The organism is Agrococcus terreus (genome assembly GCF_014645235.1).
Lineage (GTDB): Bacteria > Actinomycetota > Actinomycetes > Actinomycetales > Microbacteriaceae > Agrococcus > Agrococcus terreus.
In genome coordinates, this window is the sequence record NZ_BMLM01000001.1 from 1,864,732 (window position 1) to 1,880,642 (window position 15,911).

General features: G+C 73.7%; 14 protein-coding genes. 5 read left to right on the top strand and 9 right to left on the bottom strand.

Features of this window, described 5'->3' with window-relative positions; all coding sequences use genetic code 11:
* Positions 1 to 22: 22 nt before the first annotated feature.
* Complete coding sequence (locus IEW90_RS09045; protein ID WP_188717815.1) at positions 23 to 2,062, top strand: M3 family metallopeptidase; 2,040 nt, start codon at positions 23 to 25, stop codon at positions 2,060 to 2,062.
* A 60-nt stretch (positions 2,063 to 2,122) separates the two neighbouring features.
* On the opposite strand, the gene IEW90_RS09050 is transcribed toward IEW90_RS09045, so the two are convergent.
* The 4 genes from IEW90_RS09050 to clpX all read right to left on the bottom strand — a co-directional run bounded on the left by IEW90_RS09050 (position 2,123) and on the right by clpX (position 7,361).
* Positions 2,123 to 4,153: an iron ABC transporter permease gene (locus IEW90_RS09050; protein ID WP_188717816.1), complete on the bottom strand. Its 2,031-nt coding sequence runs from the start codon at positions 4,151 to 4,153 to the stop codon at positions 2,123 to 2,125.
* Entirely contained in the window at positions 4,150 to 5,136 is a 987-nt protein-coding gene (locus IEW90_RS09055; RefSeq protein WP_188717817.1) for an ABC transporter substrate-binding protein, read from the bottom strand. The genes IEW90_RS09050 and IEW90_RS09055 overlap by 4 nt, the downstream gene beginning before the upstream one ends.
* Before the next feature lie 65 nt (positions 5,137 to 5,201).
* Positions 5,202 to 6,020 (bottom strand): ABC transporter ATP-binding protein, encoded by an 819-nt coding sequence (locus tag IEW90_RS09060; protein WP_229679572.1) that lies wholly within the window; start codon positions 6,018 to 6,020, stop codon positions 5,202 to 5,204.
* Between the two features lie 63 nt (positions 6,021 to 6,083).
* A complete protein-coding gene (clpX, locus tag IEW90_RS09065; protein ID WP_188717818.1) occupies positions 6,084 to 7,361 on the bottom strand; it encodes an ATP-dependent Clp protease ATP-binding subunit ClpX in 1,278 nt (425 codons plus the stop codon).
* A 170-nt stretch (positions 7,362 to 7,531) separates the two neighbouring features.
* Here clpX and IEW90_RS09070 point away from each other — a divergent pair, with 170 nt between their 5' ends.
* Complete coding sequence (locus tag IEW90_RS09070; RefSeq protein WP_188717819.1) at positions 7,532 to 8,143, top strand: copper resistance CopC family protein; 612 nt, start codon at positions 7,532 to 7,534, stop codon at positions 8,141 to 8,143.
* A 79-nt stretch (positions 8,144 to 8,222) separates the two neighbouring features.
* Here the strand turns inward: IEW90_RS09070 and IEW90_RS09075 are convergent, their stop codons facing one another.
* The 3 genes from IEW90_RS09075 to tig form a co-directional block, all read right to left on the bottom strand.
* Entirely contained in the window at positions 8,223 to 8,888 is a 666-nt protein-coding gene (locus IEW90_RS09075; RefSeq protein ID WP_188717820.1) for an ATP-dependent Clp protease proteolytic subunit, read from the bottom strand.
* On the bottom strand, positions 8,888 to 9,499 hold the full coding sequence (locus IEW90_RS09080; RefSeq protein ID WP_188717821.1) for an ATP-dependent Clp protease proteolytic subunit: 612 nt from the start codon (positions 9,497 to 9,499) through the stop codon (positions 8,888 to 8,890). The genes IEW90_RS09075 and IEW90_RS09080 overlap by 1 nt, the downstream gene beginning before the upstream one ends.
* A gap of 167 nt (positions 9,500 to 9,666) precedes the next feature.
* Positions 9,667 to 11,019: a trigger factor gene (tig, locus tag IEW90_RS09085; protein WP_188717822.1), complete on the bottom strand. Its 1,353-nt coding sequence runs from the start codon at positions 11,017 to 11,019 to the stop codon at positions 9,667 to 9,669.
* 272 nt (positions 11,020 to 11,291) lie between these two features.
* Between tig and sigK the strand changes: the two genes are divergently transcribed.
* The 3 genes from sigK to IEW90_RS09100 all read left to right on the top strand — a co-directional run bounded on the left by sigK (position 11,292) and on the right by IEW90_RS09100 (position 13,703).
* Positions 11,292 to 11,840, top strand: a complete 549-nt coding sequence (gene sigK, locus IEW90_RS09090; RefSeq protein WP_373284744.1) for an ECF RNA polymerase sigma factor SigK — start codon at positions 11,292 to 11,294, stop codon at positions 11,838 to 11,840.
* Entirely contained in the window at positions 11,837 to 12,655 is an 819-nt protein-coding gene (locus IEW90_RS09095; RefSeq protein ID WP_188717823.1) for an anti-sigma factor, read from the top strand. Before sigK ends, IEW90_RS09095 begins: the two co-directional genes overlap by 4 nt.
* Before the next feature lie 109 nt (positions 12,656 to 12,764).
* On the top strand, positions 12,765 to 13,703 hold the full coding sequence (locus IEW90_RS09100) for a DMT family transporter (RefSeq protein ID WP_188717824.1): 939 nt from the start codon (positions 12,765 to 12,767) through the stop codon (positions 13,701 to 13,703).
* 17 nt (positions 13,704 to 13,720) lie between these two features.
* Here the strand turns inward: IEW90_RS09100 and IEW90_RS09105 are convergent, their stop codons facing one another.
* Both IEW90_RS09105 and mmuM read right to left on the bottom strand, forming a co-directional pair.
* A complete protein-coding gene (locus IEW90_RS09105) occupies positions 13,721 to 14,728 on the bottom strand; it encodes an aldo/keto reductase (protein WP_308421871.1) in 1,008 nt (335 codons plus the stop codon).
* A 47-nt stretch (positions 14,729 to 14,775) separates the two neighbouring features.
* Positions 14,776 to 15,681 carry a homocysteine S-methyltransferase gene (gene mmuM, locus IEW90_RS09110; protein ID WP_229679573.1) on the bottom strand — a complete coding sequence of 302 codons (906 nt, stop codon included), beginning with the start codon at positions 15,679 to 15,681 and terminating at the stop codon, positions 14,776 to 14,778.
* Between the last annotated feature and the right edge of the window lie 230 nt (positions 15,682 to 15,911).

The following is a 15,911-nucleotide window of genomic DNA, read 5'->3' on the forward strand; positions in this document are numbered from 1 at the left end:
CGGGCGCGCCTAGGGTGGTGCCATGACGAACCCCTTCCTCGTGCCGAGCACGCTCCCGTACCAGCTGCCGCCCTTCGCCGACATCCGCGAGGAGCACTACGAGGAGGCCCTCGAGGCCGGCTTCGCCGAGCAGGCCGAGGAGCTGCGCGCGATCGTCGAGCAGGAGGCCGCGCCCACGTTCGAGAACACGATCGAGCCGCTCGAGCGCAGCGGCCAGGTGCTCTCGCGCGTCGCCCACGTCTTCTGGAGCATGACCTCGACCGACTCGACCCCGTTCCTCGAGGAGCTCGAGGAGCGCTACGCGCCGCGCTTCGCCGCGCACTTCGACTCGATCGTGCTCGACCCTCGCCTCTACGCCCGCGTCGCCGCGCTCCACGAGGGCGCCGACGCCTCCTGGACCGACGAGCAGCGCTACCTCGTGGAGCGCCGCCACACCGAGATGACCGTCGCGGGCGCCGGCCTCGACGACGCCTCGCGCGAGCGCCTCAAGGACCTCAACCAGCAGATCGCGACGCTCACCACGCGCTTCGACAAGCACTTGCAGGCCGACACGAACGACCTCGCGGTCGTCGTCGGCGACGTCGCCGAGCTCGACGGCCTCTCCGACGGCGAGATCTCGGCGGCGGCGCAGGCGGCTGCCGACCGCGGGCTTGAGGGCAAGCACCTCGTCACCCTGCCGCTCTTCTCGGGCCACCCGTGGCTCGCCTCGCTCACCGACCGCGGCCTCCGCCGCCGCATCCTCGAGGCCTCGCTCGCGCGCGGCACGCGCGGCAACGAGCACGACAACCGCGCGACGGTGCTCGAGCTCACCGCCCTGCGCGCCGAGCGCGCGGCGCTGCTCGGCTTCCGCACCCACGCGCACGCGATCACCGCCGACGAGACCGCGGGCGACCCGGAGCGCGTGCTCGCGATGCTCGAGCGGCTCGCGAAGCCCGCGGCCGCCAACGCCGCCGCCGAGGCGCGGGCCCTGCAGGCGCAGATCGATGCCGCCGGCGAGGGCTACGAGCTCGCCGCCTGGGACTGGGACTACTGGACCGAGAAGGAGCGCACCGCGCGCTACGACGTCGACACCGCGGCCCTCCGGCCCTACTTCGAGGCCGAGCGCGTGCTCGTCGACGGCGTCTTCCACGCCGCCACGCAGGTCTACGGCGTCACCTTCGAGGAGCGCACCGACCTGGTCGGCTACCACCCCGACGTGCGCGTGTTCGAGGTGCGCGACGAGGACGGCGGCGAGGTGGGCCTCTACCTGCTCGACCTCTACACGCGCGACTCGAAGCGCGGCGGCGCGTGGATGAACTCGCTCGTGCAGCAGAACCGCCTGCTCGGCGACCCGACGGTCGTGATGAACAACCTCAACGTGCCGAAGCCTCCGGCCGGCACGCCCACGCTGCTCACGTTCGACGAGACGAACACGCTCTTCCACGAGTTCGGGCACGCGCTGCACGGCCTGTTCGCGCAGGTCACCTACCCCTCGCTCGGCGGCACGAACGTGTACCGCGACTTCGTCGAGTTCCCGAGCCAGGTGAACGAGATGTGGATGCTGTGGCCCGGCATCGTCGAGCACTACGCCCGCCACATCGAGACCGGCGAGCCGCTGCCCGCCGACGCCATCGAGCGCCTCCAGGCATCCGAGTCGTTCAACCAGGGCCACGACACGAGCGAGTACCTCGCCGCGGCGCTCCTGGACCAGGCGTGGCACGCTCGCACCGCGGGCGACGAGGTGGCCGACGTCGCCGCCTTCGAGCGCGAGGCGCTCGAGCGGGTCGGGCTCCTCATCGACACCGTGCCCACCCGCTACTCCACCGGCTACTTCCAGCACGTCTTCTCGGGCGGCTACTCGGCCGGCTACTACTCGTACATCTGGTCGGAGGTCATGGACGCCGACACGGTCGAGTGGTTCAAGCAGCAGCCGTCGATCCGCGAGGCCGGGCAGCGCTTCCGCGAGCGGCTGCTGGGCGTCGGCGGCTCGAAGGACCCGCTGGAGGCGTACCGCGACTTCCGCGGCCGCGACGCCGAGCTGCAGCCGCTGCTCGAGCGCCGGGGCCTCACGGGCGCCGAGTAGCGACGGACGACGGAGGCCGGGAGCGATCGCTCCCGGCCTCCGTCGTCTCCGAACGCCGCGTCAGCGGGCGCGACCCGCCTGCAGCACGAGCCAGATGAAGTACGGGATGCCGACGAGCGCCGTCATCACGCCGGCCGGCAGCTGCGCCGGGGCGATGAGCGTGCGGCCCAGCGTGTCGGCGAGCAGGGTGAGCGAGCCGCCGAGCAGCGCCGCCAGCGGCAGCAGCGCCCGGTGCCGCGCCCCGACGATCGCGCGCGCCGCGTGCGGCGCGACGAGCCCCACGAACGCCACGACGCCGATCGCGGCGACCGCGGTCGCGGTCAGCGCGATCGCCAGCGCGAGGGAGATCGCCTGCACCGGCTGCAGGCGCACGCCCAGCAGGCGCGGCGTCGACTCGTCGAGCTGGGCGAGGTCGAGGTCGCGGTGCATCCACACGAGCGCGAGCACGGCGACGACGATCGCGACGGCGACCGGCACGACGTCCTCGAAGCCGCGGCCGTAGGTGGAGCCCGCGAGCCAGACGATCGCCTTCGCGCGGTTCCACGGATCCGTCACGACGATGAGGAGGCTCGTGATCGCCGCCGTCGCGGCAGACAGCGCGAGGCCCGTGAGCACGAGCCGCAGCGTGCCGAGCCGCTTCGGGCCGACGAGCCACAGCACCGCGAGCCCGGCGACGGCGCCGCCCGCGAGGGCGCTGCCCGCCACGGCCCAGCCCGCGGCGGCCGGGGCGATCGTGATCATCGCGACGGCGCCCACGCCCGCGCCGCCCGAGACGCCCAGCAGGTAGGGCTCCGCGAGCGCGTTGCGCGCCACGGCCTGCACGAGCGCCCCGGCGATCGCGAGCGCGATGCCCGCGAGCACCGCGGCGACGACGCGCGGCGTGCGCGTGTCGAGCGTCGCCCGCACGGCGTCGCCGGCGCGGCCGGCGAGCCAGTTCGCGACGTCGCCGAGCAGCAGCATCCGGTCGCCGAGCAGCACGGCCGCGACCGCGAGCGCGAGCAGCAGCACCGCGCCGACCGCGATCGGCGGCCAGGGGCGCCGCACGAGCGTCCGCACGCCCAGCACCGTCATCGTCTCCGTCTCGTTCGCGCCCGCGAGGGTGCGCGCGAGGATGACGATGCAGACCGCGCCGACGAGGCTCGTGACGACGCCCGTGGGCACGTCGAGCGCGCCGACGCCCCCGAGCGCGGCGCGCAGCAGCACGTCGGAGCCGACGACGAGCACCGCGCCGGCGAGCGCGGCGAGCGGGATCGCCGCCACGTGCCGGGTCGTGCCGCGCATGCGCGCGGTCGCGAGCCGGATCACAATGGGGGCGGCGAGCCCGACGAAGCCGATGGGGCCGGCGATCGCGACCGCGGATGCCGCGAGCGCGACGGACGCCACCAGGGTCCCGAGGCGGAGCCTCGCGACGCCGACCCCGAGGGTCGTCGCGACATCCTCGCCCAGGGCGAGCACGTCGAGCCTGCGTCCCAGCAGCAGGAGCACGACGAAGCCGACGACGACGATCGGGAGCACCTGCACGACCGTGCCGATGCCGTTCTGCGAGAGGCGTCCCACGCCCCAGGCGAAGAGGCCCGCGGTCTCCTGCTCGTTGAGCAGGATCGTGACCGTCACGACCGACTGCAGCGCGAGCGCGAGCGCGGTGCCGACGAGGACCATCTGCGTCGTCGAGCCGCGGCCGCGGCCGATCGCGACGACGAGCAGCGCGGCGGCGAGGCCGCCGATGAAGGCGAGGCCCGCGCCGCCGAGGCCCGGCACCGAGACGCCGAGCACGGCCGCGAGCGCGATCGCGACGCCGGCGCCGCCGTTCACCGCGAGGGTGTCGGGCGAGGCGAGCGGATTGCCCGTGAGCGTCTGCATCGCGTAGCCGGCCGCACCGAGCGCGAGGCCGACGACGACGGCGGCGGCGATGCGCGGCAGGCGCGACTCGACGATGATCGCCGAGTTCCCGCCGTGGCCGCCGAGCCACGCGAGCAGCTCCGGCAGGCCAAGCTGGGTCGTGCCCTGCGTGATGTGCCACGCGGACAGCACGACGAGCACGACGAGGAGGGCCGCGGCGAGCGCGGGCCCTCCCTGTCGCACGCGGGTCACGGCGTGGGCGAGAGTGCTGCGACGAGCGCGTCGGCGTAGGCGCTCATCGAGTCGACGCCGCCGAACAGCCAGATGCCGTCGGGGAGGCGGTGCACGTTGCCGGCCTCGACCGTGGGCAGGCCCGTCCAGATCGCGTTCGTGGTGAGCTCCTCGGTGAACACGTCGCGCTCGCCGACCGTCATGTAGACGATGTGGGCATCGTCGGGCAGCTCGGTGAGACCCTCGACGTCGGTGATGCCGAGGCCGTACTGCGGGTCGCCCTCGCCCGGCCAGGCGTTCTCGAAGCCGATCTCCTCGAAGACCGCGGGCAGCAGCGCGCCCTCGGCGTACGGGCGGATCTCGACCTGGCCGCCGTTCTCGTAGCCGTCCATGTGGGCGAGCGGCGTGCCGGTGAGCCCGGCCTCCTCGACCGTGCCGGCGACCTCCTCGAGGTGCGCCTGGAAGTCGGCGATCGCGGTCTCGGCCGCGTCGAGGCGGCCGGTGGCCTCGCCGACGAGGCGGAGGTCGTCCTCCATGGTGCCGATCGGGTCGGCGGCGTCGGCGGCCTGGAGCACGACGACCGGCGCGATCGCCTCGAGGTCGGCCCACGCGGCGTCGTCGCGGCCGGCGACGGCGACGATGAGGTCGGGCGCGAGGCCCGCGATCGCGTCGATCGACGGCTCGGTGCGGGTGCCGACGTCGGTCGGCTCGCCCTGCAGCGGTGCGCCGGTGCCGGCCCAGTCCTCGTAGCCGGCGACGTCGGCGACGCCGACGGGCTCGATGCCGACGGTCTGCAGGTGCTCGACGGCGACCCACTCGAGCGCGACGACGTCCTCGATGCCGCCCGGCAGCTCGACCTCCTGGCCGCGGGCGTCGGTCACGGTGACGCCCTCGCTCGAGGGGGCAGCCGACTCCGACTCGGCGGGCGCCTCGGTGGTGCCGCAGGCCGCCAGCGCGAGCGCGGTCACGACCGCGGCGCCGGCGAGCAGGGTTCGCTTGGGCATGGGGATTCCTTCCATAGGCGTCCGGGCGCGACGGAGCGACCGGACCGTGGTGCGGGCTCGCCGCGTCAGGCGGCGCGCGAGATGACCGGCTCGCGGCGCACGCGCCGGGGCCGGATGCGGAGGCCGTCGGCGACGGGCTCGACGTCGATGGGCACCTCGTAGGCGGCGCTGAGCCGCTGCGGGGTGAGCACGTCCTGCGGCGTGCCGGCGGCGACGATGCGGCCGGCGACGAGGAGGACGACGCGGTCGGCGACCTCGGCCGCCTGCTCGAGGTCGTGGAGCACGATGCCGACGGCGACGCCCTGCGCGGCCAGCTCGTGGACGATCTCGAGGATCTCGAGCTGGTAGCGCAGGTCGAGGTAGGTGGTGGGCTCGTCGAGCAGCACGATGCCGGTCTCCTGCGCGAGGCAGGTGGCGAGCCAGACGCGCTGGCGCTGGCCGCCGGAGAGCTGCGAGACGGAGCGGTCGGCGAGCTCGTCGACGCCGGCGGCCGCCATGGCGCGGTCGATGGCGGCGTCGCCGCGCTCGTCGGCGCCGCGGAAGCGGCCGCGGTGGGCGAAGCGGCCGTAGCCGACGACCTCGCGCACGCTCACGCCGGAGGGGTCGGGGTGCGACTGCGCGAGCAGCGCGATGCGGCGGGCCAGCTCGCGCTCCCCGAGGCCCGTCGTGTCGGTGCCGTCTGCGAAGACCACCTGGCCGCCGGCGGGGCGGTGCAGGGCCGTGAGTCCGCGCAGCAGCGTCGACTTGCCGGAGCCGTTGGGCCCGACGAGCGCCGTGACGGTGCCGGGCTCGAGGGCGATCGACGCCTCGTGCACGATTCGGGTGCGCCCGTAGTCGAGGCTCACATCCTGCGCGCGCAGGGCGGGGGTGGATCCGGTGGTCACGCAGGTAAGGCTAGCCTTACCTCACGCCCGGCGCAATTCGGGACGCCGCATCCGCGGCGCGCGTCAGGCGGAGAGCTCCTCGATGTCGTCGGCGGTGAGGACGACGGGCGACTCGACGCCCGAGACCGACTCCTTCGTCACGATGACGCGCTCGACGCCCTCGCGCGACGGCACCTCGAACATGACCGGCGCGAGCACCGTCTCGAGGATCGCGCGGAGCCCGCGAGCGCCGGTCTTGCGCTCGACCGCGAGGTCGGCGATCGCCTCGAGCGCCTCGGGCTCGAAGTCGAGCTTGACGCCGTCGATCTCGAAGATGCGCTGGTACTGCTTCACGAGCGCGTTGCGCGGCTCGGTGAGGATCTCGACGAGCGCGGCGCGGTCGAGCGGCGACACCGTGGCGATCACGGGGAGGCGCCCGATGAACTCGGGGATGAGGCCGAACTTGTGGAGGTCCTCCGGCAGCACGTCCTGGAAGACGTCGAGGTCGGGCTTCAGCGACGCGATGGGGGCGCCGAAGCCGATGCCGCGCTTGCCGGCGCGGTTGGCGATGATGTCCTCGAGGCCGGCGAAGGCGCCCGCGACGATGAACAGCACGTTCGACGTGTCGATCTGGATGAACTCGGAGTTCGGGTGCTTGCGCCCGCCCTGCGGCGGCACCGAGGCGACCGTGCCCTCGAGGATCTTCAGCAGCGCCTGCTGCACGCCCTCGCCCGAGACGTCGCGGGTGATCGACGGGTTCTCGGCCTTGCGCGCCACCTTGTCGATCTCGTCGATGAAGATGATGCCGGTCTCGGCGCGCTTCACGTCGAAGTCGGCGGCCTGGATGAGCTTGAGGAGGATGTTCTCGACGTCCTCGCCGACGTAGCCGGCCTCCGTGAGCGCCGTGGCGTCAGCCACGGCGAAGGGCACGTTGAGCTGCTTCGCGAGCGTCGACGCGAGGTACGACTTGCCGCAGCCCGTCGGGCCGACCATGAGGATGTTCGACTTCTGGATCTCGACGCCGTCGCCCGCGCGATCGGCCGGCTCGAGGGCCTGCACGGCGGCGACGCGCTTGTAGTGGTTGTAGACGGCGACGGCGAGCGAGCGCTTGGCGCTCTGCTGGCCGACCACGTACTCCTCGAGGAACGCGAAGATCTCGCGCGGCTTCGGCAGGGTGAAGCCCTCCTGCGGCGCGGCCTCGCCGGCCTCCGCCATCCGCTCCTCGATGATCTCGTTGCACAGCTCGACGCACTCGTCGCAGATGTACACCGCGGGACCGGCGATGAGCTGCTGCACCTGCTTCTGGCTCTTGCCGCAGAAGGAGCACTTGAGCAGGTCGCCGCTCTCTCCGAGTCGTGCCATGTCGCCCCTCCTGACGTTGCCGGCCGCGCTCGCGCCCGTGCCAGAAGCCTAGGCGGTCGCGCCCACACCGTCACCGGGCACGCCGATCCGGGCAGGATCGCCCGCAGCGGACGCGGCCGGGCGCCCGACGCGCAGGGGCTCGCCACAGCGTCGCTCGATAGCGTTGGAGCATGCAGCTCGCCCTCGCCGCCGCCCTCGTCGCGGTGCTCCTCCCCGCCCACGCCTCCGTCATCGGCTCCACCCCCGCCGACGGCGACGCCCTCGCGTCCCAGCCCGGCGAGGTGAGCGTGACGATGAACGAGGAGATCCTCTCGGTCGAGGGCGCCGACAGCGCGAACGCGATCGTCGTCACGGATGCCGCGGGCGCCTTCTACGGCGACGGCTGCGCGAGCGTCGACGGCGACACGATCTCGATGCCCGTCGAGCTCGGGGAGCCCGGCGACTACACGCTCACCTACCAGGTCGTCTCGGCCGACGGCCACCCTGTCGACGGCACGGTCGCCTTCTCCTACGAGGGCGAGGCGGGCCCCGCCGGCCTCGCCGAGGCCCCGGTGTGCGGGCAGGAGGCGCCGGCAGCCTCGAGCGCCGCGGCCGAGCCCGCTCCCCCGGCCGCGACCTCCGACGACGGCGCCGCCACCGACGAGCCCGCCGACGCCCAGGGCGAGGGCCAGGACGAGGGCGGCTTCCCGTTCCTCGCGGTCGGGATCATCGCGCTGCTCGCCGTGCTGGCGGTCGTCGCCTACGCCGTGAACCGCGGCTCGCGCACCCGTCGCCGCGACTGACGGCGCGCAACATCCCCCGCCGCGCTGCGGCACGCGGAAGGCCCGGCACCCGAGGGTGCCGGGCCTTCGCCGTGCCGGATCAGCCGAGCAGCTGCGGGGCCGACTTGCGGCTCGTGAGCACCTGGTCGATGAGGCCGTACTCGAGGGCCTCCTGCGCCGAGAGGAAGGTGTCGCGCTCGATGTCCTTCGACACCTGCTCGACGTCCTTCTTCGAGTGGTCCGAGAGCGTCTGCTCGAGCCAGCCGCGCATCCGCAGCACCTCGCGCGCCTGGATCTCGATGTCCGAGGCCTGGCCGCGCGCGGCGTCCGAGGTCGCCGGCTGGTGGATGAGGATGCGGGCGTTCGGCAGCGCGAGGCGCTTGCCGGGCTCGCCCGCGGCGAGCAGCACGGCCGCAGCCGACGCGGCCTGGCCGAGGCACACCGTCTGCACGGCGGGCCGGATGTACTGCATCGTGTCGTAGATCGCCGTCATGGCCGTGAACGAGCCGCCGGGCGAGTTGATGTACATGACGATGTCGCGGTCCGGGTCCTGGCTCTCGAGCACGAGGAGCTGGGCCATGATGTCGTCGGCCGAGGCGTCGTCGACCTGCACGCCGAGGAAGATGATGCGGTCCTCGAACAGCTTCGCGTACGGGTCCTGGCGCTTGAAGCCGTAGGCCGTGCGCTCCTCGAAGCTCGGGAGGATGTAGCGCGAGCCGGGCATCTGGAGGGCGCTGCCGCCCGCCTGGAACGTCGGGGTCTCCATCAGTTGCCACCCTTTCCTGCGGTGCCGTCCTGGTCGGTGCCGCCGCCGCCGGTGACGTCGGAGGCCGACTCGCGGACGTGGTCGACGAAGCCGTACTCGAGCGCCTCCTGCGCCGTGAACCAGCGGTCGCGGTCGCCGTCGGCGTTGACCTGCTCGACCGACTTGCCCGTGCGCGAGGCCGTGATCTCGGCGAGGCGCTTCTTCATGTCGAGGATGAGCTGCGCCTGCGTCTGGATGTCGCTCGACGTGCCGCCGAAGCCGCCGTGGGGCTGGTGCAGCAGCACGCGCGCGTTCGGCGTGATGTAGCGCTTGCCCTCGGTGCCTGCGGTGAGCAGCAGCTGGCCCATCGAGGCGGCCATGCCGATGCCGACCGTGACGATGTCGTTCGGCACGAACTGCATCGTGTCGTAGATCGCCATGCCGGCCGTGATCGAGCCGCCGGGCGAGTTGATGTAGAGGTAGATGTCCTTGTTGGGATCCTCCGCGGCGAGCAGCAGGATCTTGGCGCAGATCTCGTTCGCGTTGTCGTCGCGAACCTCCTCGCCGAGCCAGATGATGCGGTCCCGCAGGAGCCGGTCGAAGACCGACGGCGGGAAGACGGGTTCAGCCACTGGTGGCCTCCTTCTCTCGGATTCGTCACGAGCCTATGCGAGCGCCCGGGCCGTCCGGGGCGCTGTTCGCCGCAGGCGGAGGCCCGTGCCGCGGCACCGTCCCGGGCACAGCGAAGGGGGCCGGGCGCGATGCCCGACCCCCTCCGCGCGTGGATGTGCGCGGTGGCTCAGTCCTGCTGCTGCTGCGCGGCGAGCTTCGCCTCGGCGTCGCGCACGGCGGCCTCGATGTCGTCCTCGTCGGCCTCCTCCTTGGGGAGGAAGTCCGAGAGGTCGACGGCCTCGCCCTTGTCGTCGACGACCGACACGCGACCGAGGAGCGTCGAGAGCGTCTTGCCGCGGAGGATGTCGGCGAGCAGCACGGGCAGCTGGCCGTTCGACTCGAGCGCGTTGACGAGCTCCTGCGGGGCCATGCCGTACTGCGCGGCCTGCTGCACGATGATCTGCGTGAGCTCCTGCTGGCTGACCTGCAGGCCCTCCTCCTCCGCGAAGCGGTCGAAGAGCATCTGCTGCTTGAGCAGCTTCTGCGTCTCCTCGCGCACCTCGGCGCCGTGCTCCTCGTCGCCTGCACGGTTCTCGGCCTCGAGGTGCCGGGTGACCTCGTCCTCGACGACGGCGCTCGGCACCTCGATCTCGACGGCCTCGATGAGCTCGTCCTGGAGGCGCTGGCGGGCCTGCTCGGCCTGGCCGAGGCGGCTCGAGCGGGCGACCGACTCGGCGAGGTCGGCCTTCAGCTCGTCGATGGTGTCGAACTGGCTGGCCATCTGCGCGAAGTCGTCGTCGGCCTCCGGGAGCTCGCGCTCCTTGACCGACTGCACCGACACGGTGACCTCGGCGTCCTTGCCGGCGTGGTCGCCGCCGACGAGCGTCGAGGTGAAGGTCGTCTCCTCGCCCGCGGTGAGCGACTCGACGGCCTCGTCGATGCCGTCGATGAGCTGGCCGGAGCCGACCTCGTACGAGATGCCGTTGGCGGTGTCGACGGGCTCGCCGTCGATCGTGGCCGTCAGGTCGAGCTGCACGAAGTCGCCCTTGCCGGCGGGGCGGTCGACCGTGACGAGCGTGCCGAAGCGGCCGCGGAGCTCGTCGAGCTCCTTGGCGACGGCCTCCTCGTCGACGTCGATCGCGTCGACGGTGATGGTGCGGCCCTCGAGCGAGGGGAGCTCGAAGTCGGGGCGGACGTCGACCTCGATCTCGAGCACGAGCTCGCCCGACCAGTCCTTGAGCTCGGGCCAGGTGGTCACGTCGGCCGTCGGGCGGCCGAGGGGACGGATGCCGGACTCGGCGACGCCCTGGCGGTAGAAGTCGTCGATCGACGACGAGACGGCCTGGTTGAGGATCTCCTCGCGGCCGATGCGCTGGTCGATGATCGCGGCCGGCACCTTGCCCTTGCGGAAGCCGGGCACGCTGATCTGCTCGGCGACGGCCTTGTACGCCTCGTCGAGCGCGGGCCGCAGCTCCTCGGGCTCGACCGCGATGGTGAGCTTCGTGCGCGTGTTCTCGATCTTCTCGACCGTGGTCTTCACGGGATGGTCTCCTGGATTCGTCGATGTGCGGGCCTCGCGCCCCCGCGCGCCTCGGACGGCGCACGCCGCGGCGCGCAGGCGCGCCGCATCCGCCGCGAGAGGGCGGACCATCTCCCGACTCTACCTGCCGCTCCCGCGCCGCCCCAATCGGGCCCGCGCGATGCTCAGGATGCTCTCAGCGGCATGTGCTGACCAATCCGTTCGGCACCATGCGCCGAACCACCGGCATGACCTCCGCGATCCTGCTCCGCGGGCCTGCGATAGTGGGCTTCGTGGACATCGACATCGAGCAGTGCCTCGTGCGCGCTGCGGGTGGCGATCAGCGCGCCTTCGCGGAGCTGTACGACGCGACCTCGTCGCGCGTGTTCGGCCTCGTGCTGCGCATCCTGGTCGATCGCGCGCAGGCGGAGGAAGTCGCCCAGGAGGTCTTCCTGGAGGCGTGGCGGCAGGCGAAGCGCTTCGACCCGACGCGCGGGGCGGCCGTCAGCTGGCTGCTGCAGATCGCGCACGCCCGCGCCGTCGACCGCGTGCGCGCCTCGCAGGCGCAGCGCGACCGCGACCGGCGCATCGGCGAGCGCGACCTCGGCGTCCCGGTGGACGACGTGTCCGAGCGGGCCGAGATCTCGCTCGACGCGGCGCGCGCCCGCCAGGCGCTCGAGGAGCTGCCGGACGCGCAGCGCGAGGCGATCGAGCTGGCGTACTTCGGCGGCTACACGCAGTCGGAGATCGCCGAGCGGCTGGGGACGCCGCTCGGCACGGTGAAGACGAGGCTGCGGGACGGCATGATCCGCCTGCGAGGGATCCTGGGGGTGACGGCATGAGCATCGACGACCAGCGCGCGATCGACGAGCTCGCAGCTGCCTACGCGCTCGACGCGCTCGACGCCGACGAGCGGGCGCTCTTCGAGGCGAAGGCGTCGCCGGAGGCGCGCGCCGAGGCGACCGCGCTCGCCGAGACGGCCTCGCGCCTCTCGAGCGACGAGGCGACGCCCTCGCCGTTCCTCCGCGCGAGCGTGCTCGACGCGATCGCCCGCACGCCGCAGCTCCCGGCCGAGGACGCGACGGTGACGCCCCTGCGGCCCGCTCCGGCGCCTGCACCCGCCCTCGACGCGGACGATGACGAGCCGATCCGCGCGGCCGGCGGCGGTGCCGCCGCGCCCGCGCCCGGCCCCGCCGAGCGCCGCGCCAAGGCGCGCTGGCGCCCGCTCCGCACGCTCGTGGGCGTGGCGGCAGCGGCGGCGCTGCTCTCGGGCGGCATCGCGATCGGCACCCAGCTCGACGGCGGCGACGACCGGGCGGAGGCCGTCGGCGCGATCGTCGCGGCGACGGACGCGCAGCGCGCCGAGGTCGAGATGGCCGACGGCTCGGTGGCGACGGTCGTGTGGTCGGCCGAGGAGGGTCGCTCGGCGATCCTGTTCGACGGCCTGGGCTCGGCCCCGGCCGGACAGGTCTACCAGGCCTGGTACATCGACGCGGCGGGCCCGCACAGCGCCGGCACGTTCACGTCGGCGGGCGGCAGCACGGCCTACGTGCTCGACGGCGAGCTGACGCCCGGCACCGCGGTCGGCGTGACCGTGGAGCCCGACGGCGGCTCCGAGGCGCCGACGACCGACCCGATCCTCGTCGTCGAGACCTGATCCGGCCCGACGATGCGCGGCCTGCATGCCGCGCATCCGTGCGGTACGCACGCCCGGCATCCGTGCGGCACGCACGACGGGCACCCACGCGGTGCCATGATCGGACTCGATGTCAGACTCCCCCGCCCCCGGTGAGGCGCCCGGCGCCCGCTCGGGCCGCCTCGGCCCCACCGCGATCTCGCTCGCCTCGGTGGGCCTCGTCGTCACGTGGAGCTCGGGGTTCGTGGGCGCCGAGCTCGCCCACCGCGCCGACGGCGAGCCGATCACGGTGCTCGCGTGGCGGTTCGTCGTGCTCGCGGGCATCCTCGTCGCCGCCATGCTCGCGCTGCGCCGCCCGTGGCCGGGCCCGCGGAGCTGGCTGCGCCAGGGCACGATCGGCCTGCTGAGCCAGGCCTGCTACCTGCTCGCGGTCTTCGAGGGCGTGCGGTTCGGCGTCGACGGCGGCACGGCGGCGCTCATCGCGGCGCTGCAGCCGCTGCTCGTCGCGACCGTCGCCGGCCGCATCCTCGGCGAGCGTGCGACGCGCTGGACGTGGCTGGGCATGGCGCTCGGCCTCGTCGGCGTCGCGCTCGTCGTGTCGGGCCGGATCGGCACGACCGACGCGCCGTGGTGGGCGTACCTCGTGCCCTTCGCGGGCGTCCTCGCGCTCGGCACCGGCACGGTGCTGCAGCGCCGCTGGCACGCGGACGACGACCTGCTGCAGACGATCACGCTGCAGTCGCTCGTCGCGGGCGGCGCGCTCATGGCGGTCGCACTGCTGCGCGGCGTCGCCGCTCCGCCGACCTCCCCCGACGTGTGGGGCGCCATCCTCTGGCTCGTGGTGCTCGCGAGCCTCGGCGGCTACGGCCTGTACGTCACCGTGACGCGCTCGCACGGCGCGACCTTCGTCTCGACGCTGCTCTACCTGACGCCGCCGACGACGATGCTGTGGGTGCTGCTCGTGTTCGGCGTGCCCGTGCCGCCGATCGGGATCGTCGGGCTCGCGGTCGCCGCGGTCGGCGTCACGATCGTGCTCGTCGCGCAGCGGCGGGCGCGGCCGCGCGGCTGAGCGCCCTCGGCGGCGGCTCAGGTCCTCGCGAGCGCCGCGTCGATCGCGTCGAGCTCTGCCTGCTCGAGCGGCGGCGCCGCGAGCGCCGCGACGTTCGCCTCGAGCTGCTCGACGCTGCTCGCGCCGACGATCGCGGAGGTGACGCGCTCGTCGCGGAGCACCCAGGCGAGGGCGAGCTGCGCGAGGCTCTGGCCGCGCTCGCGCGCGATGCCGTCGAGCTCGCGGGCGACCGCGACCTTCGCCTCGGTGATGTCGCCCTCCGAGAGGTACCGCGAGTGCGTGGCCCGGGATCCCTCCGGCACGCCCCGCAGGTAGCGGTCGGTGAGGAGGCCCTGCGCGAGGGGCGAGAACACGACCATGCCGAGGCCCAGGCGGCCCACGGTGTCGAGCAGGCCGTGCTCGACGTGCCGGTCGAGCATCGAGTAGCGGGGCTGGTGGAGCAGCAGGCTGCCGCCGGCGTCGGCGATCGCGGCGGCGGCCGCATCCGTCTGGATCGGCGAGTAGTTCGAGATCGCGGCGTAGCGGGCGCGGCCGGAGCGCACGATGTCTGCGAGGGCGCCCATCGTCTCCTCGATGGGCGTCTCGGGGTCGGGCCGGTGGTGGTAGAACACGTCGACGTGGTCGAGGCCCATGCGGCGCAGGCTCTGGTCGAGCGAGGCGAAGAGGTACTTGCGCGAGCCGCCGTCGCCGTAGGGGCCGGGCCACATGTCGTAGCCGGCCTTCGACGAGATGACGAGCTCGTCGCGGTAGCGGCCGAGGTCGCGCGCGAGGTGGCGGCCGAAGCCGTCCTCTGCGGAGCCGTAGGGCGGGCCGTAGTTGTTCGCGAGGTCGAAGTGCGTGATGCCGAGGTCGAAGGCGCGGCGCAGGATCGCGCGCTGGCGGTCCTCGGGGGTCGTGGCGCCGAAGTTCTGCCACAGGCCGAGCGACAGGGCGGGCAGCCGGATGCCGCTGCGGCCCGCACGGCGGTAGACAGCGCCCTCTGCCTCGTAGCGGCCCTCGGCGGCGACGTAGCGCTCCTCGATCACGGTGCTCCTCGCTCCCCGCGGCGCGTCGGCGCGCCGCCAGGGCGAACCTATCGGCTGGCGAGCAGGCGTGCGATCGCGGCGATGTCGTCGGGCCCCACCCGGCAGCATCCGCCGATGAATTGCGCCCCGGCATCCGCCCACCCGACCGCGAGCGCCGCGTCGAGGCCCGGCTCGCCGCGCCACCGGCGCGCGTCGGCGTCCCACGTCTCGCCGGCGTTGGGGTAGACGACCGCAGGCGCGCCGCTCGCCGCGACCGCCGACCGCACCGCGGGCAGCGCGTCGCCCGGCGCGCAGCAGTTGACGCCCACGGCGACGACGGCGCTCCTGCCCGCCGCGAGCGCGAACGCCTCGACCGCCGGGCGCCCGTCGCGGAGCCGATCCCCCGCGACCGTGCACGAGAGCCAGGCGGGCATCGCGAGCTCCTCGGCGAGGTCGAGCAGCACGGCAGCCTCGTCGAGGTCGGGGATCGTCTCGATCGCGAGGAGGTCGGGGCCGGCGCTCGCCAGCAGCTCCATGCGGGGCCCGTGGAAGTCGCGCAGCGCGCTCCGGCTGAGCCCGTAGCGGCCGCGGTACTCGGAGCCGTCGGCGAGGATCGCGCCGTACGGGCCGACGGAGGCCGCGACGAGCCGCGGCGCTCCGTCTCCCGCGGTCGCCTCGACTTCGTCGCGCACCTCGCGGGCGATCCTCACGCTCCTCCGGATGAGGCGCTCGGCCTCGACCCGGGCCATGCCGTCGCGCTCGAAGCCGACGACGCTCGCCTGGTAGCTCGCCGTCGTGGCGACGTGCGCGCCCGCGTCGAAGTACGCGCGGTGCACCGCGGCGATCTCCTCCGGCGCGTCGCGCAGGAGCCTGGCCGTCCAGAGCGCGTCGGACAGGTCGTGCCCACGATCGGCGAGCGCGTTCGAGAGCCCGCCGTCGAGCACGACGACGGGAGCGTCGGTCGGATCCGTCACCCACTCATCCTCGCCGATCGCACAGGCGCGGACCACGCGTGCGCGACGTCCAACGGGTCGCTTGTACCCTGGTCGCGGTGTGCCGGGAAGTCTGGTCGGCGGCCGTCGTTCGAGCTCGGCGGTGATGACGACAGGAGACTTCGCATGCACCAGCCGCCAGCCCACCGCCCCGCTGCCATACGTCGAGGCCAGCTCCCAGCCCCGGGCCGACTCGCGGCTCCTCGTCGGCG

Excerpts from the sequence above, each read along its gene's own strand:
- IEW90_RS09045 (WP_188717815.1), top strand. The coding sequence starts at position 23 with ATGACGAACCCCTTCCTCGTGCCGAGCACGCTCCCGTACCAGCTGCCG.
- IEW90_RS09055 (WP_188717817.1), bottom strand. The coding sequence starts at position 5,136 with ATGCCCAAGCGAACCCTGCTCGCCGGCGCCGCGGTCGTGACCGCGCTC.
- clpX (WP_188717818.1), bottom strand. The coding sequence starts at position 7,361 with ATGGCACGACTCGGAGAGAGCGGCGACCTGCTCAAGTGCTCCTTCTGC.
- IEW90_RS09070 (WP_188717819.1), top strand. The coding sequence starts at position 7,532 with ATGCAGCTCGCCCTCGCCGCCGCCCTCGTCGCGGTGCTCCTCCCCGCC.
- IEW90_RS09075 (WP_188717820.1), bottom strand. The coding sequence starts at position 8,888 with ATGGAGACCCCGACGTTCCAGGCGGGCGGCAGCGCCCTCCAGATGCCC.
- IEW90_RS09095 (WP_188717823.1), top strand. The coding sequence starts at position 11,837 with ATGAGCATCGACGACCAGCGCGCGATCGACGAGCTCGCAGCTGCCTAC.
- IEW90_RS09100 (WP_188717824.1), top strand. The coding sequence starts at position 12,765 with ATGTCAGACTCCCCCGCCCCCGGTGAGGCGCCCGGCGCCCGCTCGGGC.